At 74.3% G+C, this 22,020-nt stretch carries 17 protein-coding genes and 1 riboswitch; of the genes, 10 read left to right on the top strand and 7 right to left on the bottom strand.

Annotated elements, in window-relative coordinates; all coding sequences use genetic code 11:
- Positions 1 to 18: 18 nt before the first annotated feature.
- A riboswitch (SAM riboswitch) is annotated at positions 19 to 146 on the bottom strand.
- A 153-nt stretch (positions 147 to 299) separates the two neighbouring features.
- Both IF19_RS0113690 and IF19_RS0113685 read left to right on the top strand, forming a co-directional pair.
- Positions 300 to 1,250 (top strand): glucosyl-3-phosphoglycerate synthase, encoded by a 951-nt coding sequence (locus IF19_RS0113690; protein ID WP_030276336.1) that lies wholly within the window; start codon positions 300 to 302, stop codon positions 1,248 to 1,250.
- A 232-nt stretch (positions 1,251 to 1,482) separates the two neighbouring features.
- Positions 1,483 to 2,904, top strand: coding sequence for an alpha,alpha-trehalose-phosphate synthase (UDP-forming) (locus IF19_RS0113685; RefSeq protein WP_030113315.1), 1,422 nt, complete (start codon positions 1,483 to 1,485; stop codon positions 2,902 to 2,904).
- 172 nt (positions 2,905 to 3,076) lie between these two features.
- Here IF19_RS0113685 and otsB read toward each other — a convergent pair whose 3' ends face one another.
- Entirely contained in the window at positions 3,077 to 3,928 is an 852-nt protein-coding gene (gene otsB, locus IF19_RS0113680) for a trehalose-phosphatase (RefSeq protein WP_030113316.1), read from the bottom strand.
- Positions 3,929 to 4,153: 225 nt separating this feature from the next.
- Here otsB and IF19_RS0113675 point away from each other — a divergent pair, with 225 nt between their 5' ends.
- The 3 genes from IF19_RS0113675 to IF19_RS0113665 are packed head-to-tail and all read left to right on the top strand — an operon-like array spanning position 4,154 to position 6,520.
- Positions 4,154 to 5,098 carry an ABC transporter ATP-binding protein gene (locus tag IF19_RS0113675; protein WP_030113317.1) on the top strand — a complete coding sequence of 315 codons (945 nt, stop codon included), beginning with the start codon at positions 4,154 to 4,156 and terminating at the stop codon, positions 5,096 to 5,098.
- Positions 5,095 to 6,069: an ABC transporter permease gene (locus IF19_RS0113670; protein ID WP_030113318.1), complete on the top strand. Its 975-nt coding sequence runs from the start codon at positions 5,095 to 5,097 to the stop codon at positions 6,067 to 6,069. The genes IF19_RS0113675 and IF19_RS0113670 overlap by 4 nt, the downstream gene beginning before the upstream one ends.
- Positions 6,070 to 6,115: 46 nt before the next feature.
- On the top strand, positions 6,116 to 6,520 hold the full coding sequence (locus IF19_RS0113665; protein ID WP_030113319.1) for a GntR family transcriptional regulator: 405 nt from the start codon (positions 6,116 to 6,118) through the stop codon (positions 6,518 to 6,520).
- Between the two features lie 124 nt (positions 6,521 to 6,644).
- Here IF19_RS0113665 and IF19_RS0113660 read toward each other — a convergent pair whose 3' ends face one another.
- Positions 6,645 to 8,993: a serine/threonine-protein kinase gene (locus tag IF19_RS0113660; protein WP_428835908.1), complete on the bottom strand. Its 2,349-nt coding sequence runs from the start codon at positions 8,991 to 8,993 to the stop codon at positions 6,645 to 6,647.
- Positions 8,994 to 9,377: 384 nt separating this feature from the next.
- Here IF19_RS0113660 and IF19_RS0113655 point away from each other — a divergent pair, with 384 nt between their 5' ends.
- A complete protein-coding gene (locus IF19_RS0113655; RefSeq protein ID WP_050493787.1) occupies positions 9,378 to 10,688 on the top strand; it encodes a sensor histidine kinase in 1,311 nt (436 codons plus the stop codon).
- 239 nt (positions 10,689 to 10,927) lie between these two features.
- Complete coding sequence (locus IF19_RS0113650) at positions 10,928 to 11,578, top strand: response regulator (protein WP_030113323.1); 651 nt, start codon at positions 10,928 to 10,930, stop codon at positions 11,576 to 11,578.
- A 221-nt stretch (positions 11,579 to 11,799) separates the two neighbouring features.
- On the opposite strand, the gene IF19_RS0113645 is transcribed toward IF19_RS0113650, so the two are convergent.
- Entirely contained in the window at positions 11,800 to 12,237 is a 438-nt protein-coding gene (locus IF19_RS0113645; protein ID WP_030113324.1) for a hypothetical protein, read from the bottom strand.
- A gap of 254 nt (positions 12,238 to 12,491) precedes the next feature.
- Between IF19_RS0113645 and IF19_RS0113640 the strand changes: the two genes are divergently transcribed.
- From IF19_RS0113640 to IF19_RS0113630, 3 genes are read left to right on the top strand one after another with little or no spacing between them, the layout of a single operon-like run.
- Complete coding sequence (locus tag IF19_RS0113640; protein ID WP_030113325.1) at positions 12,492 to 12,671, top strand: hypothetical protein; 180 nt, start codon at positions 12,492 to 12,494, stop codon at positions 12,669 to 12,671.
- Positions 12,668 to 13,423, top strand: coding sequence for a hypothetical protein (locus IF19_RS0113635; protein WP_030113326.1), 756 nt, complete (start codon positions 12,668 to 12,670; stop codon positions 13,421 to 13,423). Before IF19_RS0113640 ends, IF19_RS0113635 begins: the two co-directional genes overlap by 4 nt.
- Positions 13,413 to 17,216, top strand: a complete 3,804-nt coding sequence (locus tag IF19_RS0113630; RefSeq protein ID WP_030276331.1) for a tetratricopeptide repeat protein — start codon at positions 13,413 to 13,415, stop codon at positions 17,214 to 17,216. The genes IF19_RS0113635 and IF19_RS0113630 overlap by 11 nt, the downstream gene beginning before the upstream one ends.
- Here IF19_RS0113630 and IF19_RS0113625 read toward each other — a convergent pair.
- The 4 genes from IF19_RS0113625 to IF19_RS0113610 all read right to left on the bottom strand — a co-directional run bounded on the left by IF19_RS0113625 (position 17,183) and on the right by IF19_RS0113610 (position 21,608).
- On the bottom strand, positions 17,183 to 17,632 hold the full coding sequence (locus IF19_RS0113625) for a hypothetical protein (protein ID WP_030113328.1): 450 nt from the start codon (positions 17,630 to 17,632) through the stop codon (positions 17,183 to 17,185). The genes IF19_RS0113630 and IF19_RS0113625 overlap by 34 nt on opposite strands.
- Positions 17,633 to 17,673: 41 nt before the next feature.
- Entirely contained in the window at positions 17,674 to 18,156 is a 483-nt protein-coding gene (locus IF19_RS0113620) for a hypothetical protein (RefSeq protein WP_030113329.1), read from the bottom strand.
- 261 nt (positions 18,157 to 18,417) lie between these two features.
- Positions 18,418 to 20,880 (bottom strand): ABC transporter permease, encoded by a 2,463-nt coding sequence (locus tag IF19_RS0113615; RefSeq protein ID WP_030276327.1) that lies wholly within the window; start codon positions 20,878 to 20,880, stop codon positions 18,418 to 18,420.
- Complete coding sequence (locus IF19_RS0113610) at positions 20,874 to 21,608, bottom strand: ABC transporter ATP-binding protein (protein WP_030113332.1); 735 nt, start codon at positions 21,606 to 21,608, stop codon at positions 20,874 to 20,876. The genes IF19_RS0113615 and IF19_RS0113610 overlap by 7 nt, the downstream gene beginning before the upstream one ends.
- Between the last annotated feature and the right edge of the window lie 412 nt (positions 21,609 to 22,020).

Raw genomic sequence — 22,020 nt, 5'->3', positions numbered from 1 at the left:
ATGGCGGAGGTCCCTTTCTCCTCATCTTCCTCGCGACGCATTTCGCCGCAAGACGGAATTGGCACCTTCCCCACCGTGACCTCGCGGTCGGCAGGAGGGTTGCCGGGACTTCAACGGGCCGTTCCCTCAGTCCCTCTGGATGAGCTCTATGGCGCTGGATCTTCGATCCAGGCGTTTATCCGCGCTCCGACCCCGACATGCGACGGCGATACGCGTTGTTCAAGACTGTAACCGAAGCACCGGACCGTTGAGATAGACGTCCGAACCGCGAGATGGATCACATACGAGGAGTGCCGACCGTGCTCGAAGAGGTGGAACGCTGGCTGACCGGGCGTTCCTGGTCGTCCGCCGACCGCCCGCTGAACCGGCTCACCGAGGCCCGGGCCGCCGACCCGGGCCGTACGACCGTGAGCGTGGTGCTGCCCGCGCTGAACGAGGAGGCCACGGTCGGGGCGATCGTGGCGACGATCCGCCGGGAGCTGATGGAGCGGGTCCGGCTCGTCGACGAGCTCGTGGTGATCGACTCCGGCTCCACCGACGCCACCGCGGCCGCGGCGCGGGCGGCGGGCGCGCGGGTGGTCCACCGGGACGCGATCCTGCCCCGGATCCCGGCGCTGCCCGGGAAGGGCGAGGTGCTGTGGCGGTCACTGCTGGTGACCAGCGGCGAGATCGTCTGCTTCGTGGACGCGGACCTCAGGGACTTCTCGGCGGACTTCGTCTCGGGGACGGTCGGCCCGCTGCTGACCGACCCCGCCGTCCAGTTCGTCAAGGCGATGTACGACCGCCCGCTCGGCGACGCCGCAGGTCAGGGCGGCCGCGTCACTGAACTGGTGGCACGCCCGCTGCTCAATCTGCACTGGCCGCAGCTGGCCGGGTTCGTACAGCCGCTGGGCGGCGAGTACGCGGTGCGGCGCTCCCTGCTGGAGCGGCTGCCGTTCCCGGTCGGTTACGGAGTGGAGCTGGGGCTGCTGGTGGACGCGCTGCACACGGTGGGCCTGGACGCGCTGGGCCAGGTCGACGTGGGCGTACGCGTCCACCGGCACCAGGACGGGCAGGCGCTGGGCCGGATGGCGGCGGCGATCTACCGGACGGCGCAGCTCAGGCTCTCCCGGGGCCATCTGGTGCGGCCGGCGCTGACCCAGTTCGAGCGCGGCGAGGACGGCTTCGTTCCCCGCACGCACGCGGTCGACACCGAGGAGAGGCCGCCGATGCGGGAGATCGCGGAGTACGCGGCGCGCCGGGCGGCGTGAGGCGATGGGCCGCGGCGGGGGGGTGGTGTGCCCTCCCGGCGCGACGGGGACGTGAGGCGGTGGGCCCCGGCGCGGGGGCGATGAGCGCGGAGGCGTGAGCACCCGGCGGCGTGAGGCGGTGGGCCGCGGCCCGGAGGTGGTGTGCTCGCCCGGCGCGCCGGGGGCGTGAGGCGGTGGCCGCGGGGAGCGGCGGGGCGTTTGGGGGCCGGACTCGCGGGCTAGGTTCCGGTACATGGTCTCCGAGCACACGCCCTCCACGACGTCCTCCGCGTCCCCCGCCTCCCAGGTCCTCGTCGCCTCCAACCGCGGCCCCGTCTCGTACACGCTCGGCGAGGACGGGACGCTCGACGCCAAGCGCGGCGGCGGCGGTCTCGTCTCCGGGCTGAGCGCCGTCGACGACAAGCTGTGGGTCTGCGCGGCCCTCGGCGACGGCGACCGCGAGGCGGTGCGCCGGGGGGTCGGGGAACCGGGTGTGCGGATGCTGGACATCGACGCCGAGGTGCACGCCGACGCCTACAACGGCATCGCGAACTCGGTGCTGTGGTTCGTCCACCACATGCTCTACCAGACGCCCGTCGAGCCGGTCTTCGACGCGGAGTTCCGCCGGCAGTGGGCCGCGTACGAAACGTACAACCGCGCCTTCGCCCGAGCGCTGGCCGAGGAGGCGGAGCCGGGGGCCTCGGTCCTCGTCCAGGACTACCACCTGGCCCTGGCCCCGGGGATGCTGCGCGAGCTGCGCCCGGACCTGCGGATCGGCCACTTCTCGCACACCCCGTGGGCGCCCGTGGACTACTTCCGGCTGCTGCCCGACGACATCGCGGAGCAGTTGCTGCACGGCATCCTCGGCGCGGACCGGGCCGCGTTCCTGACCCGCCGCTGGGCGGACGCATTCATCGGCTGCTGTACGGAGATCCTCGGCGGCACGGGCCGGACCCGGATCGGGGTGCACGGCCTCGGGGCCGACGCGGACTTCCTGCGCGAGCGCGCGCACGAGCCGGACGTGGACGAGCGGATGGCGGCGCTGCGGGAGCAGGTGGGCGAGGGCCGGAAGACCATCGTCCGGGTGGACCGCACCGAGCTGTCGAAGAACATCGTGCGCGGCCTGCACGCGTACCGGGCCCTGCTGGAGGCCCGCCCGGAGTGGCGCGAACGCGTCGTGCACATCGCCTTCGCCTACCCCTCCCGCCAGGACCTCGCCGTCTACCGGGACTACACGGCGGCGGTGCAGTCCCTGGCGACGGAAATCAACGGGCAGTACGGCACGGAGAGTTGGACCCCGGTCGTGCTGCACGTCAAGGACGACTTCGCCCGCTCGCTGGCCGCGTACCGGCTGGCGGACGTGGCTCTGGTCAACCCGATCCGCGACGGCATGAACCTGGTCGCCAAGGAGGTCCCGGTCGTCTCGGACCAGGGCTGCGCGCTGGTGCTGTCCCGGGAGGCGGGGGCGTACGAGGAGCTGGGCGAGGACGCGATCGTGGTGAACCCGTACGACGTGACGGGAACGGCGGACGCGCTGCACGAGGCGCTGACGATGAGCGGCGACGAGCGGTCCGGCCGCACGAAGCGCCTGGCGGAGGCGGCGACGGCGCTGCCGCCCCAGGCGTGGTTCCTGGAGCAGCTGGAGGCCCTGCGACAGGACGAGCTGCCCCGGTAGGGGCCCGAACGCGGAGGCGGGAGGGGCGGCCCGGTTTCGGGCCGCCCCCCCCGTTCGCACGTGGGGCGCTCCGGTTCACGGCCGCCCCTCCGGCTTTCGCGTGGGCCGGGGCGGTCGCATGCCGCCCTGCCCGCCTTCGCACGGGCCGGACACGCCCTACGGCTCCGCAGCCCTACAGCCGCTCCGCCAGGGCCGCCAGGAACTCCACCACCGAGGCCGGGCCCGGCACCGACAGGTCGGCGCGGGCGGCGAGTTCGGGTACCTCGGTGCTGCCGCTGCACACCAGGAGGCCGGGGATGCCGTCCGCGCCGCCGGTCCGCAGCTTCTCCACGGCGGCGAACGCGGCCAGGTCCCCGAGGTCGTCGCCCGCGTAGATCACCGACTCCGCGTCCAGTTCGGCCACGAACCGGGCGAGCGCGACGCCCTTGTCCATGCCCGGCGGGCGCAACTCCAGGACCAGGCGGCCCGGTTCGACGATCAGCCCGTGCCGTGCGGCCAACTCTCCGAGCGGTGCGCGCAGCGCCTCGAAGGCCGCCTGCGGGTCGTCGGCGCGCCGGGTGTGGACCGCGACGGCCTGCCCCTTCTCCTCGATCCAGGCGCCGTCCCCGACGCCCGACTTTTCGAGCAGCGAGGGGAGTTCGGCACGTACGGCGGTGACGCCCGGGTGCGGGGCCGGGGCGTGGACGGCACCGGTCACGGCGTCCCAGCGCTCGGCGCCGTAGTGCCCGAGGACGACGAGGTGCTCCAGGCCGGGGACGCCCGCGAAACCGCCGAACCGCACCGCGACGTCCGCCGGGCGGCCGGTGATCACGGCGACGGCAGCGACCTTCGGCGCGAGGGCGGCGAGCGCCTCGACGGTGCCGGGGTGGGCGCGCGCCTGTTCGGGATCCGGGACGATGTCGGCGAGCGTGCCGTCGAAGTCGAGGGCGACGACCGCACGGTCGGGCCGGGCGAGCACGGCTTCGAGCCCCTCGCGGCCGGCCGGGGTGGTCGGGGACGGCAGGTTTTCCGGGTGACTGCCCATGGGAGCGAGCCTAATCCCTGACCGCCGGGAACGCGCTCGCTTCAGCCCCCCGCACGGATCCCACCGCAGGGCCGCCGCGAACCCGCTCGCTTCAACCCCGTGCGGATCCCGCCGCAGGGCGACCGCAGCGGCGCCACCGCCCTCCCGCGCCCTCCCGCGCTTGACACGCATTCCCTCGCGACTCCATGATTCCATTAATTGACTCATGGAATCGAGGTGAGGCGCGTGGCAGACACGAGCACCCCGAACGCGACGTCCGGCACCTGGGCACTCGAAGCCCGGGACCTGGGCAAGCGCTACCGGCGCGGCTGGGCGCTGCGTGACTGCTCCTTCCGGATCCCGGCCGGCCGCATCTGCGGTCTGGTCGGCCCGAACGGGGCCGGCAAGAGCACACTGCTCGGGCTGGCGACCCGCCAGGTGCGGCCGAGCACCGGCGGGCTCCAGGTCTTCGGCGTACCGGTCGACGACCCCGGCGTCCTGCCCAAGATCGCCTTCCTCGGGCAGGACAAGCCGCTGTTCAAGCGGTTCACCGTGGCCGAGACGCTGCGGATGGGCGCCGAGCTGAACCCCGACTGGGACGCCGCCGCCGCGCACCGCATCGTCCGCTCCGGCAACGTTCCGATGGACGCCCGGGTCGGTACGCTCTCCGGCGGCCAGCGCACCCGGCTCGCCTTCGCCCTCGCCTTCGGCAAGCGGCCCGAACTCCTGCTGCTGGACGAGCCGATGGCGGATCTCGACCCGCTGGCGCGCGACGAGATGAGCACCCTCCTGATGGCGGAGGCCGTCGAGCGCGGCACCACGGTGGTGATGTCCTCGCACATGCTCACCGAGCTGGAGGACATGTGCGACTACCTGCTGGTCGTCGCCGAGGGCCGCATCCGCATGGCCGGTGACGCCGACGCGCTGGTCCCGGCGCACGCCCTGGTCACCGGCGTCAGCCACGACGGCGCGCTGCCGCCCGAGCTCGACCATCACACGGTCATCGAAGTCCGCTTCCTGGGACGGCAGTTCCACGCGATGATCCGGCCGAAGGGCCCGCTCCCCGCCGACTGGGAGATCGCCGAGCCCTCGCTGGAGGAAGTCCTCCTCTCCCACCTCCGCTCCCCGGACGCTCCCTCGCTCTACACGCAGGGCGCCCGCGTCGACGCCGAAGGGACCCAGGCCGCATGAGCGCCACTCTCACCGACAAGCCCACCGGGACCGGCACGAGCCGCCGACTGCTGCGCGGCCTGCCCTGGCTCGTCGTCCGCCAGCACCGGATCGCGCTGGCCTGCGTCCTCGGCCTGACCCTGCTGACCGCGATCTGGATCGTGTACGAGCGCCACAACCTGGTCCAGTTGCTCGACGCGAAGGGCTGGCCGGAGAAGGACGCCGGACAGCCGTTGGAGAACAACCGCGGCTACGGGTACATCACCAGCATCATCAACGGCCTGCCGCTGATCCTCGCCGTCTTCATCGGCGCCCCGCTCATCGCGGGCGACCAGGAGAGCGGCACCGCGCAGCTCGTCACCACCCAGTCCGTCTCCCGCCGCCAGTGGCTGATCGCCAAGCTCGGCCTGGCCTACACCCTCGCGCTGGTCTCCGGCGTGGTGCTCTCGGCCCTGTTCACCTGGTGGTGGAAGCCGTACCGCTCCCTGTTCCCCAGCGAGTGGATCGACGGCCTCATCTTCGACAACACCGGTCCCGTCCTGCCCGCCTTCCTGCTCTTCCTGACCGCGGCGGGCGTCACCATCGGCGTGCTGGTCCGCCGGGTGCTCCCGGCCATGGTGGGCGCGTTCCTCTTCACGGCGATGACCACGCTGTTCGTCTGGGACGAGATCCGCGTACGGATCGGCGTCACGCACATGTTCACGTACCCGCTGAACAGCGATCTCCCGGAGCGATTCAACGACGCGTACGAGGCGGACCGCTGGGTCGGCAGCGCGGACGGGACCCTGTACAACTGGGGCATCTGCGCCGAGGCGACCGAGAAGGCGCAGAACTCGTGCATCAAGGAGCACGGCATCGTCAACAACGTGATCGAGTACCTCGATTACAGCCAGATGGGCACCATGCAGTGGACCGCCGCGGGCATCCTGCTCGCCGGAACCGCCCTGCTCACGGCGTTCACCCTCTGGTGGACCTCCCGCCGTCCGCTGTAGGACCGGCTCCCCTCTCCTACGTAAAGTGTCGGCAATCGAGCGGAAGGTGAAGTCCGTGGTCGTGTTCCGCATCGACCGGCGCAGTGGGGTGTCCACCTACCTCCAGATCGTCCGGCAGGTCGAACAGGCGCTGCGCATGGGCGCGCTGGAGGTGGGTGACCGGCTGCCCACCGCGGCCCAGGTCGCCGCGACCACCAAGGTCAACCCGAACACCACGCTCAAGGCGTACCGCGAGTTGGAACGTATGGGACTCGCCGAAGTACGCCAGGGGGCCGGAACGTTCATCACCCGCACCCTCGCCCAGCCCCAGTCGGGGCCCGACTCCCCGCTGCGGTCCGCGCTGACCGACTGGATGGGCCAGGCCCGCGCCGAGGGCCTCACGGGACGGGACGTGACCGCCCTGTTCCACTCGGCGTTCGCGAGCGCGTACCCGGGCGAGGCGCCGGACTGACCGGCGCGGCCGCCGAGCCGGCTGCGGGGCGCCTGACCGCCCTGAACCGCGCCCGACCCTGCCTGAGCCGCGCCCGACCGGCACCGGGACCACCGGTGCCGGTCGGGCGCGGTCGTCGTACCGGTCAGCCGCGGTTGTAGCGGTAGCCGCTGCCGTGGGCGGGGCCGACGTCGTGCTGGATGCCGGACCCGGCGACGGTGAAGGACGAGGGCTCGGTGTCCTGGCACAGGGGGCCGGAACGGGCCCGGTCCACCACCCCGGCGCCGACGTTGATCCGCTTCCCGCCGTCCGCCACGGAGCTGAGCTTCGCGGTGTACTCGCAGTGCCCCGACCCCTGTACGTCGGCGACGAGGGTCACCGCCGACTGACCGGGCGACACCCGCCGGATGACCACGGTGTGCGGCTGGAGAACGACGTACTGGGATTCGAGGGACCAGGTTCCGACGAAGTGCTGCGGCACCCGGCCGTCCGGGGCGGGGTCGGGGTTCGACGCGGGCGGCTTCACCCCGTCGCCGCCGGATCCGCCCGACGCCGACGAACCGGACCCACCCTGCGCGCCGCCGCCGCCTCCGGCACTGGAGCCGGAGCCGGATCCGGAACCAGAGCCCGAACCGGAGCCGGAATCCGCCGAACCGCCGTCTCCGGATCCGCCGCCTTCGGACGCCGACCCGGCGCTGCGGCTGTCGGTGTCCTTCTCCCCGTCTCCGTCCTCCCCCTTGTCCTTGTCGCCGCTGCCCTTGCCCTTGTCGGCGTCCTTGTCCTTCGGGTCGCGCTCGCCGTCGCCCTTGGCCCCGTCCTCGTCGTCCCCGGAGGGCGCGGCCGACGGCCCGGAGGAGGTGTCACCGGCGCCGGGGGGCGTGGACTCCCCGCCCCGCGCATCGGCGGAACCACCGGGATCACGGTTGAGGAACGCCGTGGTGCCCCCGGCGACCAGCACCGCGACGACGACGGCCGCGACGACCCAGACCCGGCGACGACGCGACCGGCCGCCGGTGGACGGGACGACCGGGCCGGGGCCGGTGGCTGGGGCGGACGGGCCGGGGCCGGTGGGCGGGGCGACCCGGCCGGGGTCGGTGGGCGCGGGGGCAGGAGCCGGGACACGGGCCGGCGCGAGGCCCTCGGCCGGGTGCGGACGCAGATCGACCGTCCCGAGATCACGGGCAGCGGCCGGAGAGGCGAGTACGGCGGCGGGTACGGCGGGTACGGCGGGCGGGGGCTCGGCCCCGGGATCGGCCTCGGGCGCGGGCTCGGCAGTGGAGCGGCCGGGCTCCCCTGCCCCGGGTATGTCTATGACCCCGGGCGCCTCTGCTGCCTCGGGTACGTCAGCGGCCCCGGGCACCTCCGCAGCCCCGGGTACACCTACGGCCCCGGGCACCTCCGCAGCCCCGGGCATGTCCGCAGCCCCGGGCGACTCCGCAGCCCCGGATACACCAACGGCCCCGGGCACCTCCGCAGCCCCGGGTGCGTCAGCACCCCTTCCCGGTGCGTTCCGTCCCCCCGGTGCGTCCGGTACGTCCGCCCGACCCGGCACATCAGCACTCCCCGCCGCGTCGGCCCTCCCCGGCACATCCGCGTCCAGCAGCAGGGCCGACTGCCGCGCCAGGCGGGCCAGCAGCACCGGCGGCAGCCACGCACCGTGCGAGGCGGACGCGGATGCCGCAGCGGCCAGCTCGGCCAACAGCTCGTCGACACCCGGCCGTTCGGCCGCGTTCTTCGTCAGGCAGCGCTCGATCAGCGCCCGCAGACGGTCGTCGGCCACGGCGCTCAGGTCCGGCGGGGACTGGACGATCCGGAACATGACGGCGTGCTGGTTGCTCGCACCGGCCCCGAACGGCAACTGTCCGGCGGTCGCGTACATCAGCACACAGCCGAGGGAGAAGACGTCCGCCCCGGGCCCGGTCTCCTCGCCGAGGATCTGTTCGGGCGCCATGAATCCCGGGGAGCCGATGACCATACCGGTGCTGGTCAGCAGCGATTCGACCGACACCTGGAAGGCGCGGGCGATGCCGAAGTCGATGACCCGGGGGCCGTCGGCGGTCAGCAGGACGTTGGAGGGCTTGAGGTCGCGGTGGACGATCCCGGCGGCGTGAATCCCGCGCAGGGCGCGGAGCAGCCCCTCCGCCAGGGCGTGGACGGACTCCACGGGCAGCGGGCCGTGCTCCCGTACGGCCTGTTCCAGGGAGGGGCCGGGCACATAGCCGGTGGCCACCCACGGCTGCTCCGCGTCCGCGTCGGCGTCGAGCACCGGGGCGGTCCAGCGCCCGCCGACCCGCCGGGCGCTCTCGATCTCCCGCCGGAAACGCGCCCGGAACTCCCCGTTGGCGATGTGCTCCTCGTGCACGACCTTCACGGCCACGGTGCGCCCGCCCGCCGAACGGGCCAGATACACGCGGCCCATGCCGCCGGCGCCGAGCCGGCCGAGCAGCGGGTAGGGCCCGATCCGGGCGGGATCGCCGACCGCGAGGGGGCGTATGCCGTCCAGTGCCGTGCCCCGCCTGTCGCCCTCCCCCGCACCCGGCCCCGCACCCTCGCCCGCAGGCGCGCCTCCGCCCGGGGCCGCCCCTGCACTCGTACCCGGTTGTGGACGCTTCCCCGGCCCCGCACCCGTCCCCGTACCGCCGCCCGCGCCGACGCTCATGCTGAACAGACCCCCCGATGGCCTTGAATCCTGCGGTAGTTCACACCCGGCCGGAGCCGCGCGCCCGCCCAGGATAGGAGCACCCCCAGACGCAGGGGTACGCGGCTCCCGGCCGGAGGAGCGCCCTGCGGGGCCCGGCCCCGGGCCCGCGACCCAGGCCGGGCTACCGGCCGTCCGGCTGGGCTCCGGCTTCGGCCCCGGCTCCGTAGAATCCCGGAAATGGCGGCGGAAGAACGGGACTTCGTACGGGTCGGGCGCCGATTCCGGCTTGAGGAGCGAGCCGTCGCTCCGGTCTGCGCGGTCCTCGCCCTGGGCGGGGTGGCCGTCGGCCTGCTGACGGCCCCGGCGGGCGGCCTCCAGGCGGGGGCGATCACAGCGGTGGCGGCCCTGGGCGTGCTCGTCGTCGCCTGGAGGCGGCACCGGCCACGTACCGTCGCGTGGGCCGCCGCCGGCGTGGCCGCCGCCTCCGCCCTCGGCACGCTGTTCAGCAGCCCGCCAACCACGGACCGGGCGACCGGACTTGCGACGCTCGTGGAGATCGCGGCGCTGCTGCTGCTCGTCTGCCTGGTCGCCCGGTACGCCCCTGCCCGGCAGGCCGCCGCACTCTGCTCGATCCTGGGGCTGCTGTCCTCAACCGCGCTGTTTCGCCTGCACGTTCCGCCGTCCGCTGTGGACGCCGCCGCGCAGAGCGCGTTCATCGCGCTCGGGACGATCGCCGCGGCTGCCACGGGTGGAGGGCTGCGTTCGCTGGAAACCCGCAGGGTCCGCGCGGTGCACGAGGCGCGGCGGCACCAACGTCTCGAACTCGCCGCTGACCTGCATGACTTCGCCGCCCATGACGTCTCGGCCGTCGTGGTGCTCGCCCAGGCGGCGCAGGTGATCGGCGCGGACCGGCCGGAGGAGCTGCTGCCGCTCCTCCGGCAGATCGAGGAGTCGGGCCAGCAGGCGCTCGGCTCCATGGACCGCACCGTCCACATGCTCAGAACCCCCGGCGACTCCCCCGGCGGCTCCCCCGGCTCTCCGGACGCGCCCCAGGCATCGCCGCCGCCGGGGACGTACGGCCTGGAGGACATCGTGGACGTCGTCGACCGGTTCAGGTCGGCCGGCCCGGCCGACGTGCGCCTGGACATGGACCGGCGCTCCGAACACGTCCGGCGGGTCCCCCACGAGGTGGCGGGCACCGCCCACCGGGTGGTGGTGGAGGCGCTGACGAACGTACGCCGACACGCGACCACCGCTCCGTGGGTGGCCGTGTCCGTGCTGCTCGACGGCGCGGAGGACGCCGATCCCGTACTCACCGTGTCCGTGGCCAACGGACCCCCCGCCCCCGGCGGAACGGGCGGCGGGCACCTCGGCGACCGGGTCCACCCCGCGGCCACCGGTCTGGCGGGGCTCTCCGAACGCACCCGGGCGCTGGGCGGCACCCTGCACTTCGGCGCGGCCCAGGAGAACCATGGGGCCCGCACCGACGACGGACCCCACGGCCGGCCCGGCTGGCAGGTGACCGCGACCTTCCCCCTGCCCACCTGACCGACCACCCCCGCCCCGCACCCCCGCCATCTGCCGCCCGTCAGCCGACCCGCCTGCCGCCCGCCCCGTCCATCGCCCACCACCCACCGCCCACAATCCGACTCCAGCTCCCGAACTCCCCAACCCCTCAACTCTCCAACTCGCCAGCTCCTCAACTCCCCGGCTCCGCAACCCCGCCCGGCGCGTTCCGGCCCGTCCCCGCTGGCCGGGTGTGGCGGAACCGCATTACGGTGCCGGACGTGACCCTCCGCATCCTCCTCGCCGACGACCAGGAGTCCGTACGCGTCGGATTCCGCCTCATCCTGGAAGCCCAGCCCGACATGGAGGTGGTCGGCGAGGCGGCTGACGGTCAGCAGGCCGTCGAACTCGCCGCACGACTGCGCCCGGACGTCGTCCTCGCCGATATCCGGATGCCGCGCCTGGACGGCTTGGAGGTCACCCGGCGCCTCGCCGGCCCCGAAGCGGAGCAGCCGGTCCGCGTGGTGGTGGTGACGACCTTCGGGCTCGACGAGTACGTGCACACCGCGCTGGAGTACGGGGCCTGCGGCTTTCTGCTGAAGCGCTCGGGGCCGGCGCTGCTGGTGGAGGCGGTGCGCGCGGCGATGGCGGGCGACACGCTGATCAGCCCGTCCCTCACCGTCAGCCTGCTGCGACACCACCGAAACGCCGGCAGACCCAGGCCGGTCCAACCGCCGGACGCGCTGACCTCCAGGGAGACGGAGATCGCCCGACTGGTCGCGAAGGGCCTGACCAACGCCGAGATCGGCGCCGCACTCTTCATCTCCCCGGGCACCGCCAAGACCCATATAGCGAGCGTCCAGCGGAAGTTGACCGTACGGAACCGCGTCGGCATCGCCGCCTGGGTATGGGCCAACGGCCTGGAGGAATAGCCCCGCACGCGACACGGCCCGCCCCACGCGCGCGGAGAGGCGGCCGCCACCCCGCGAAGTGGCCGGCCCCGGACCCGGGCACAAGCTCGCCTCTGAATCACCGGGCACGAACTCGCCCCGGATCGGCGGATACGAACGCGCCCCCGGTCGCCGGGCACGAACTCGCCCCCAGGCGCCGGGCACGAACTCGCTCCCGGGCGCCCCCGAAGGCGTACGCGCCCTCAGACGTACGCCTCCCTGAACGCCCGCGCGAACTCCTCTTCCGTGACCGTGCCGTTACCCCCTCCGCCGGTGCGGTGACCGCGCCCCGACAGAGCCATGACGGGGTCGAGCACTTCCCGCATGTAGTGCCGGATCCAGTCGGAGGACTGCTGCCCCTCGTAGCCCGGCAGCGGGGCGAGGACCGCCAGGCTCCCGCCGGGGTGGCTGACGACGCCCCAGGCGATGCGGTACATCCCGACGCGGCTCATGATCAGCCCGCTGGAAAGGACGTCGTGGTCCTCCGCGAGGCGGGGAGCCGCCTCGACGATCACGCCGGCCGTGTCCCCGACTCCGATCGACGTCTGCACGGTGGTGACGAGCCCGACAGCCTCCACCAGGCGGTGCAACTGCTCGACGGCGGTGCCCCGGGCGTGCGGGCTGAGCATCAGGTCGTACATGGCGGGAGCCCTTCGTCGACGCGGACGGAAACGGTGCGGCGCGGCGCAGGCATCGCAGGTATCACGGGCCTCACCTCATGGGCCCCACGTGTATCGCCGGTTTCTCTGGCCTCACGTGTGTCGCCGGTTTCGCTGGCCTCACGTGTGTCGCCGGTTTCGTCGGCATCGCTGCCACCGACAGCAAGAAGCTACGACACAACGCCAGTTGAGCACATCCACTACCAACTGGCATTAATTTTACGGATAATCCGGTCATGGGTTCACCACCGCAGCCCGAAGAGGGCGACATCCGGTTCAACGGGAACGACGTGGAACTCTTCAACGGCACCGCGTGGGTGCCGCACGAAGAGCTCCCCGACGACCAGACACCACCCGACATGCGCGGCGACGACGACGGCGACGATCCGGACGCCCACCTTCCCTTCACCGGATGAGCACCCCCGCCGAGCCGCAGCCCGGCGCCCCGGACCCCGACCCCGTCCTCGCCGACCTCCGCGCCTCCGTCACCGACATGCGGGCCACGGCGCGCTGGATGACCGCGGCGGCAGCGGCGGTCGGCGCCCTGGTGCTGGCGGGCGGGCCTCTCGTCGTCGTCAAGGACCTGGACGACGCCGGGGACGTGGTGACCGCGGCCGGCGGCATGCTCCTGGCTGTCGTCGGGGTCGTCTGGGTCGTGTGGCGCACCGGTGACGTGCTCGCCCCTCGGACGGCCACGCTCGACGACCTCGGTTCGCCGGAGCTGGACGGGCTGCGGGCGTTGATCGACCGGTCGCCCGCCGACTTCTACGGTCCCACCGCCTCCACCCCGGCCGGCCTGCGAAGGGAACGCCGGCTCCGGCTGACCGTGGCGGCCCGCCTCGAAGCGCTGCTGGCCCGCGAGGACGACCCCGCCCGGGCGCGGATCCTGACCCACGAGGCCGCCGTCGCCCGGCGGAACGCCCTGCTGATCCAGCGCCTGCAGCACCGCCTGCTGGCCTGGGTCCACGCCTGGCACGTGCGGCGGTCCCTGAGACGGGCCCGCCGCGACACCCTGCTGGCCTCGCTGCTGGTCCTCGCCGGCGCCGTCCTGTACGTCACGGCGCCGCTCGACGCGAAGGCCGAGCCGACCGTCGTGTACGTCTGCGGGGCCGCCCCCGCCGCGCCGCCGAAGGCCGTGCACCTGAAGGAGGACCCCTGTGTCCGATGATCCGCCGTCGGCGGCACACCCCGGCCCGCCGCACTGGCGGCTGCGGATCGGCGCGACCGCCGTGACGCTCGGCGTGGGTACGCGCACCGTCGCCGAGGGCCCCGGCGCCGACGTGCCCTTCTCCCTCGCGGAGACCGTGCAGGCGCTCCACCGGACGTACGGAGCCGCGGCCCGGAGCGGCCGTCGCCGCAGCACGGGCGTCCCGCCCCCGGCCCTGACGCGGCGGCTGGGCGGCCTGCTCGCCGAGGCGGTGGGCGAACGCGCCGTCCGCGCCCTCACCGCCGCGTCGCGGAGCGCGGAGGAGAAGGGGCACGGCCTGCCGCTCGTGATCGAGGCGGAACCGGGCCGGCTCGACAGCCTGCCGTGGGAAGCGCTGACCCTGCCGGGGAGCCCGACGCCGCTGGCGCTCCACCCGACCGTCCGGCCGTACCGCGGCTTCGGCGGCCACCACGCGCCCCCTCCCCTCGACCCGCCCGGCCGCTCGCTCCGGCTGCTCGTCCTGCTCGCCGGCCCCCGCAGGTCCCCCGGCCACCGGGAGCCCCTGCTCGACCTGGACGCGGAGACGGCCCGGCTGGCCGCCGCCATGTCCCGGGTCCCGGGCCGGGCAGACCTGCGGGTCCTCAGCTCCGGCAGCCTCACCGCGCTCCGCGCCGCCCTGGCGGAGCGGCCCGCCGACATCGTCCACATCGTCTGCCACGCACGGCCCGGTGAACTCCTGCTGGAGGACGGGGCCGGGGACCGTGAACCGGCGACCGCCGACGCCCTGTGGCAGGCCGTGCGCGGCGCGGCCAACGTCCCCGCCGTGGTCCTGGCCGGCTGCTCGACGGCTTCGCCGGTGAACCGCGCCGCCGTGCCGGACGCGGGGGACCACAGCAGGTTCCTGCCCGGACTCGCCCAGAGCCTGACGGAGGCCGGGGTGCCCGCGGTCGTCGCCATGTCGGCGCCGGTCCGCGACACGTACGCCGGCGCGCTGATGGCTCGCATGTACGCCGGGCTGGCGGGCGGTCGCCCCTGGTGGGAGGCCCTGCACGACGCCCGCGTCGAACAGGAGCGCCTGCGACGCGCGGCCGACGACTGGCTGCCGGAATGGCACGTTCCCCTGCTGTACGCCGGACCCCGCCACCGGCCCGGGAAGCCCGACCCCACGGCCGCCCCGCCCGTACGCGACTCAGCAGGAAGCGCCGCCCCGCCCGTAAGCGATCCAGCCGGAAGCACCACCCCACCCAGGAACACCCCGCCCGGGGACACCTCACCTGAGGACACCCCACGCGGGAACACCTCACCCAGGGACACCCCGCCCGGGACCGCCTCTCCCCAGGCCCCCTTCACGCTGCCGCTCGGCGAGTTCGTCGGCCGGCGGGCACACCTGCGCCTCGCCCTGAACGTCCTGGCCGACGCTGGTGGCGGCGGGCTCGTGGTGCAGGGCGTGGGCGGGGTCGGGAAGACCGCCTTCGTCGGCGAGTTGCTGCGCCTGCGGGCCTTCTCGGGCCCGCTCGTCCTGCTCAAGGGCCCGCTCGGCCCCGACGACGTCCTGCGCGGCGCGGCGGACGCGCTCGGCGGGAGGACCGACGATCCGCGACTGCGGGAACTGGGCAACCCGGAGCGCCCGTGGCCCGCGCGCCTGGCCGACCTCACGCACCTCACCGCCGCCCCCGGCGTACGCGGGGGTACGAACGAGGCGGTCCACTCCGGGGCGGACGGGACGGCCCGGCCGCTGACCGTGGTGCTGGACGACTTCGAGGCCAACCTGGCCCATGACCACGCGGGCCGCTTCCGATTCGCCGACCCCGAACTGGCGGAGTTCCTGGCCGCGTTGACCGCCCGATCGGCGGGCACGTCCCTGGTGATCGTCTCCCGTCACCCCCTCCCGACGGTGGCCGGGTCCGCGGCGCCGCGCCTCCGCAGGCTCCCGCTCCCTCCGCTCACCCCGGACGAGACCGATCTGATGCGGCTGCGGCTGCCCCTGTCGCGCAGACTCCCCCCGACGAAGTGGCGGGAGATCCGCCGGGCCATCGGCGGCCACCCCCGTACGTACGCGTACCTGGAGGCGCTTCTGGGCACCGGCCGGGCGGCGGACGACCTGGCCGCCCGGGTGGGCCGGCTCGGCGGTGGGCTCGACGCCGCCCGCGCCCGCGTACGGGGAGAGGTGCGGCCCGCCGTACGGGAGGCGTTGAGCCTCACGGCCGCCGACACGCTGCTCGACGACCTGCTCTCCGCCCTGGACCCGCCGACCCGCACCCTGCTGCACCGCGCGGCGGTGCACCGTACGCCCGTCCCGGCCTCCGCCTTCACCGCCGACGGGGACGAGGACAGGGGCAGGGACGGGGACAGGGACGGAAACGGAAACGGGGACGGGAACGGGGAGGCCACTCGCGAACGCCTCGACGCGCTGGCCGGTTCCGGACTGCTGGCCGAGGACGGCGAGGGCCCGGCCGGTACGCGGCTCTGGAGCGTCCACCGCTGGACCGCCGGGGAACTGGGCCGGCTCCGCCCGGAGGCCGCCCTCGACGCCCATCGCCGTGCCGCCGCGTACACGGAGGGCCTCTTCTCCGACACCGGCCTGCCCGAAGCGGTGCGCGTGGACGCGGCGTTCGAGTCCCTGCACCACCTCGTTTCGACCGGTGCGCACGGGGAGGCGGGAGCGCTCGGCACCCGCCTGTGCCGCGTCCTGCACGCGATGGGCCGCTGGACGACCGAGCGGGCGCTCTGCCTCCGGCTGCTGGAGTGGAGCGAGCCGGGCACGGAGGCGGAGGCGTTCGCCCACCGGCAGCTCGGTCTCATCGCCCGGGACCGGGGCGACATGAAGAAGGGTCGCGAACACCTGGAACGGGCCCTGGCCGTCAGCACCGCCGCCGACGACCCGCTGGGCATCGCCCACGCCGAACACCAGCTCGGCTCCATCGAGATCGAGCAGGGCGACCACCGCGTCGCCCACGCCCGGTACGACCGGGCCCGCACGACGTTCCGCGCCCTGGGCCGGGACCGGGACGCCGCCGCCGCTCTCTACCAGTTGTCGATGCTGAACGCCGACGGCGGACGCCCGGCGGAGGCCAGAGCCGGTTTCACGGAGGCCCAGCAGGTCTTCACGCGGCTGGAGGACCACGGCTCGGTCAGCAGCTGCCACCGGAGCCTGGCCTATCTGGCCGAGGACGACGGGGACCTGGACGCCGCGATGGCGCACTGCCGGTCGGCGCTCGCCCTCTGCACGGCCACGGGCGACACGGCGCAGGCGGAGGAGCTGCGCAACCACATCGGCACCCTGTACGTGCTCACCGGGAACTACGAGGCGGCGCACGCCGAGTTCGACGCCGCCCTGCGCTCGGCCGTCGCCCGCGACGCTCCCGAGGAGGTGGCCCGTTCCCACCAGCATCTGGGCGTCTGCGCCCGGCACATGGGCGCCCTGGACATCGCGGAGGAGCACACTCGCACGGCCCTGGAACTGAACCGGGAGTTGGACCGGGTCGCGGCCCAGGCCCAGTGCCTCAAGATCCTCGCGGAGCTGGCCCGGCTCCGCGGCCGACCGCTGGACGGCCTCGCGTACGCCCGGCGGGCCCTGGTCCTCCTCGGCCGGACCGACGACACGGCGCACCGCCCCGACACCCACCTCACCATCGGCGACTGCCTGCGCGACCTCGGCCGGCCGGTCGAGGCCCGCCGCTACTACACGCACGGCCTTACCGACGCCCGCACCACCCGCACCACCGAGCACGCGCGCACGGCCCTGGCGGCGCTGGACGCCACCGGCACGGGGCCGGCGGATCAGCGGCTCGGGGCGGGCCCCCTGACGACGTAGGCGACGACCCCCGCCGCGAGGACCACGGCCGACAGCGCTCCGGCGGCGGCGGACGCGGGCGGGGCCAGGAGCACGGCCCACGGGTACGCCCGGCCGGTCGCCCGGGTGCCGGTGAGCCACATCAGCACGGGAACGAAGACGGGCGGCGCCCAGGCCGCCCCCGGCGGCAGGAAGACGGTGCCGAGGAAGGCGAGGCCGACGAGCAGGGCGGTGTTGCGGAAGGCCATGGCGGGACTCACCGCGGCTCCGCACAGCGCGACGCCGAACGCGAGGGCGACGGCCGCGCCGGTCACGAGCAGTCGAAGCCTCCCGGGATCGCGGACGGTCCTTTCGAACGGGCCTGCCGCCGTGCCCAGGCAGACGGGCAGCACGGCAGTGAACAGGGCCGGCGCCAGCGGCCACAGCATGGCCTGCACGCCGTCCCGGGCGGGCGTAGGAGCAAGGGGATACAGGCGGGTCAGGTGGTGCCGGGGGGCTCCAGTGTCACCATGACCATCACCGGAAGGTCGGTGTCGTGCTGGATCACTCCGGCGGTCAGAATCCGGCCGCCGAAGATCCACTTCTTCAGCTTGACGAACTCGTCCCGGTCCGCCTCCGTCTGCTCGGCCTCCACGAGGCGGCCGGCGAGCGGGGACTCCTCGATCTCGGGAAGGAAGTCGGCCAGCGCCTGCTCCCCCTCCTCGTAGACGGCGTCCAGGTCGTCGAAGTAGCCCGACGCGTCGACGTCGCGGAACCAGACGAAGAACGAGACGCGGACCACCCCACCGCCGAGCGTCTGAATCCAGCCCCCCACAGCGTTCTTGTCCCACGACGTCTCCACGCCGGCACGGACCTTGCCCCCGGGCGTCCACCCCCGAGCCGCGAACCTCGCCGCCGCCGACTCGGCGGTCAGCGGGGCGGTGTCCCCCAGCTCCTCCAGCATTGCGGTCACGTCAGCCATGGACCCATTCCACACGGGCCGGGGCCGCGCGCGTACGGGCGGGTCGGATGGGAACGGCGTACGGGTCGGGTCGGGTCGGGTCGGGTCGGGTAGCAACGGCATACGGGCCGGGGCCAACGGCGTACAGGCCGGGGCCAACGGCGTACGGGCGGGTCAGGCGGCACCGGGTTCAGGCGGTGCCGGGGTCCCGCCCCGGCGGAGTGGGCGGCATCCACGGCGTACCGCCGTCCCCGGCGAGACCGCCCTCCGCGGCCGACACGGTCACTCGCGCGTGCCCGCCAGTTCGACCGGCCGGACGCGCAGCGCGAGCGACGCGGGCAGCACGGAGGCCGCGGTCGCGAGCAGGGCGCTCGCGCCGATCACCGCGGCGACCGTGCCCCAGGGCACCACGACGCCGGACCACACGCCGAGCAGGCCGAGGGCGCTCCACACGCCCAGCAGGTTCACTCCGGCGATCACCGCCCCGAGCACCGCGCCGGCCGCGACCACCACCAGCGCCTCGACCGCGACGAGCCACAGCACCTGTCCCTTCGTCGCGCCCGTCAGACGCAGCGAGGCGAGGTCGCGGACCCGGTCCGAGGTCGCCATCATCTGGGTGTTGGCGAGCGCGATGCCCGTGTAGAGGAGGGCGATGCCGAGGATCAGCCACAGGCCGAGCCGGGTGTTCTCGCCGGAGCGCGGGTAGTGGGCGTCGACCCACCGGTCGCCCGTCAGGAGCTGGACGCCGGTCGCCTCCGCGGCGGCGCCCAGTACGGACGCCGCGCTGTCCGCGCCGTCCCGGGGCAGCGCGAGGTCGACCCGGTCGACGGGCGCGCCGGCGGCGTTGCGCTCGGTGACGTACACTCCGTTGTCGCCGGTACCGGTGGCCAGCACCGCGGCGATGCGCAGGTCCGCCCTACGGCCGTCGCCCAGCCAGACGGAGACGCGGTCCCCGACCTCCGTGGTCAGCCACTCCTCGTTGACGACGATGCTGTCGTCGTCGAGGTCGGCGAGGCGGCCCGCCATGACCGGCGGACGGGACACGGCCGCGTGCGCCACCGGATCGACCGCCTCGGCCTCGGACGTGACGAGGGCGACCCCCTCCTCCAGAACGGTCACCCCGGTGGACCGGGTCGCGCTGACGGTCACGCCGGGGACGGCCCGGGCGCGCCGCAGGAACTCCTCGGGCAGCGCCCGGCCCTCCCCGCCCGCCGTGGCGACCAGGTCCGCCGTGATCCGCTCCCGCGCCTCGTCCGCCTTGGCCTCGCTGATCGTGGCGGTGGTACCCATCAGGGAGGCGGCGAGGGCCACGGTGATGACGACCGGGGCGGCGACGGCCGCGGTTCTGCGGATCCCGGCTGACGCGTTCTCCCGGGCCAGCATGGCGGTCGCACCGGGCAGGCGGGCCGGCAGCCAGGTCAGCAGCCGGTTCAGCGGTCCGACCAGGACGGGTGCGAACAGGGCGAACCCGACGATCAGCAGCATCGGCTGGGTGACGTACGTCTTACGTTTCAGCAGGTCGGCCGGGCTGTCCAGCAGGGCCAGGGCGAGCAGCCCGAGACCGGCCGCGAGCACCGCGCCGCCGATCAGCCAACGGCTCACCGGCATCGCGCGGGAGTCGACCGCGGACTCGCGCAACGCCTCCGTCGGGCCGATCCGGCCGGCCCGCCACGAGGAGACGACCACCCCGCTCAGGGCGACGAACAGACCCGTCCAGAACGCGGTGTGCAGCGGCCACGTCTGCTCGCCGATCCGGAACCAGGCCGGGGCGATACCGGCGTCGACCATCCAGGCGGCCAGCCGGGGCGCGCCCGCCGCCCCGAGCGAGCAGCCGGCCGCCGAGGCGAGCACACCGATCACGAACGCCTCGGTGAACACCATCCGCCGCACCTGGGCGGGGGTGGCCCCGGCGGTGCGCAGCAGCCCGAACTCCCGGCGGCGCTGGGCGACCGCGAAGGAGAACGTCGAGGCGACGACGAACACCGACACGAAGCCGGTGACGCCCGCGGCCGTACCGAGGAGCGCGTTCACCGAGACCAGCGCCTCCGCGTCCCGGTCGGGGTCCGGGTCGGCGCGGCGGCGTTCGTCGCCGGTCAGGACGTCGAACCCGGCGCCCACGGCCGCCTCGACCCGGTCGGCCGGGGCGTGCACGGCGACGGCGTCCACGTCGGGAGAGATCCGGGCGGCCTCGGCGTCGGTGAAGAACAGCGCGTTCTCGAAGCCGGCCGACGCGACCGTCCCGACGACGGTGATCTCCTCGGACCCACGAGGGGTCGCCGCCCGCACCCGGGCGCCGGGCCGCAACGCGTCCCCGGTGGCGACGACCTCACCCGGCGCGGAAGGGGCGCGTCCGCCGGTCAGGGCGTACGGGGTGAGCGCGGCGACCGACCACGGATGGCCGACCGTGTCCGCGCCGAGCCCGCGGCCCGTAACGGGGAAGGTGCGGTCCTCGACGGTCCTGCCGAGCGCCGCGAGCTTCGCGGTGACGGCGGCCGGGACCGGCGCGGGGTCGGTGATCGTCCGCGTACGTTCCCCGATGGGCGTGTCCACCCGGACGAGGTCGGAGGTCTTCACGACGACCGGCGCCTTCACGAACCGCTCGGGCCCGCGGTCCGGAGCGCTGAAGGTCGCCGCGAGGGCGAGCCCGGTGGTGGCGATGAGGCTGACGCCGAGGGCGAGGGCGATGAACGAGCCGACGAACGTGACCCAGCGGGTCCGCATGCCCTGCAGAGCGAGTTTCAGCACGGGAGGGCCGCCAGTCCGGTCATGTGCGCGGCGACCTGTTCGGCGGTCGGGGCGAGCAGTTCGCCGTGGACGCGGCCGTCGGTGAGGAACAGCACCCGGTCCGCGAAGGAGGCGGCCACCGGGTCGTGCGTCACCATGACGACGGTCTGCCCCCGGTCGACCATCTCCCGCAGCAGCGTGAGCACTTCACGGCCCGTGGTGGTGTCCAGGGCGCCGGTCGGCTCGTCGCCGAAGAGCACCTCCGGCCGGGTGACCAGGGCGCGGGCGAGCGCCACCCGCTGCTGCTGGCCGCCGGACAGTTCACCGGGCCGGTGCCCGGCCCGCTCGCGCAGCCCCACCTTCTCCAGCACGTCCAGGACGTCGCTTCGCCCGGGGCGGCGGCCGGCGAGCCGCAGCGGCAACGCCACGTTCTGCGCGGCGGTGAGCGAGGGCAGCAGGTTGAACGCCTGGAAGACGAAGCCGATGCGGTCCCGCCGCAGCAGCGTGAGCTTCTTCTCGCTCAGCCCGCTCAGATCGGTCTCCCCGAGGAGCACCTGGCCGGCGGTCGGCCGGTCCAGGCCCGCGGTGCACTGGAGGAAGGTCGACTTGCCGGAGCCCGAGGGCCCCATGACGGCGGTGAACGTGCCCCGCGGAATGTCGAGGGAGACGTTGTCCAGGGCGGTCACGGCGCTGGCGCCCTTGCCGTAGGAGCGGGTGACCGAGCGGAGTCGGACGGCGGCTTGATTCATGGTGTCCACTCCACCGGGTCCGCGGCCGGGACACATCGCAGCTGGGAGGAGTCTTCGGGGTGGAGACAGCTCCACCTCCCGGCGGACGGTGACCGCGCCGGACAGGGGGAGAAGCGCCCTGGGGGCCGGCCGCGGGGAGGGGCGCACCGGGACCCGGGCGAGGAGAGGAACGCCCCACGGACCGGACACGGAGACGAGCGCACCGCAGACCGGACAAGGGGAGGAGCGCCCTGGGGACCGGTCACGGGAAGGAGCACCCCGGGCGGGCCCCGGACACGGAGAGGAACACCCCACGCACCGGACACAGCCCACTGGCGGCCGGTACGGGCCACCGACAGCCACGTACAGGCCACCGACGGCTGCGTACGGACCACCGGCGGCCGCGCACGGACCACCGGGCCGATGGCGGAGC

It is taken from the genome of Streptomyces californicus (assembly GCF_000717645.1).
GTDB lineage: Bacteria > Actinomycetota > Actinomycetes > Streptomycetales > Streptomycetaceae > Streptomyces > Streptomyces californicus.
Note: the sequence above shows the minus strand (reverse complement) of the source record. Positions and strands in the feature narration are given on the sequence as shown.

Bases quoted from the DNA above. Each gene is read 5' to 3' on its own strand.
- IF19_RS0113685 (WP_030113315.1), top strand. From the start codon at position 1,483: ATGGTCTCCGAGCACACGCCCTCCACGACGTCCTCCGCGTCCCCCGCC.
- otsB (WP_030113316.1), bottom strand. From the start codon at position 3,928: ATGGGCAGTCACCCGGAAAACCTGCCGTCCCCGACCACCCCGGCCGGC.
- IF19_RS0113670 (WP_030113318.1), top strand. From the start codon at position 5,095: ATGAGCGCCACTCTCACCGACAAGCCCACCGGGACCGGCACGAGCCGC.
- IF19_RS0113655 (WP_050493787.1), top strand. From the start codon at position 9,378: ATGGCGGCGGAAGAACGGGACTTCGTACGGGTCGGGCGCCGATTCCGG.
- IF19_RS0113645 (WP_030113324.1), bottom strand. From the start codon at position 12,237: ATGTACGACCTGATGCTCAGCCCGCACGCCCGGGGCACCGCCGTCGAG.
- IF19_RS0113640 (WP_030113325.1), top strand. From the start codon at position 12,492: ATGGGTTCACCACCGCAGCCCGAAGAGGGCGACATCCGGTTCAACGGG.
- IF19_RS0113635 (WP_030113326.1), top strand. From the start codon at position 12,668: ATGAGCACCCCCGCCGAGCCGCAGCCCGGCGCCCCGGACCCCGACCCC.
- IF19_RS0113620 (WP_030113329.1), bottom strand. From the start codon at position 18,156: ATGGCTGACGTGACCGCAATGCTGGAGGAGCTGGGGGACACCGCCCCG.
- IF19_RS0113610 (WP_030113332.1), bottom strand. From the start codon at position 21,608: ATGAATCAAGCCGCCGTCCGACTCCGCTCGGTCACCCGCTCCTACGGC.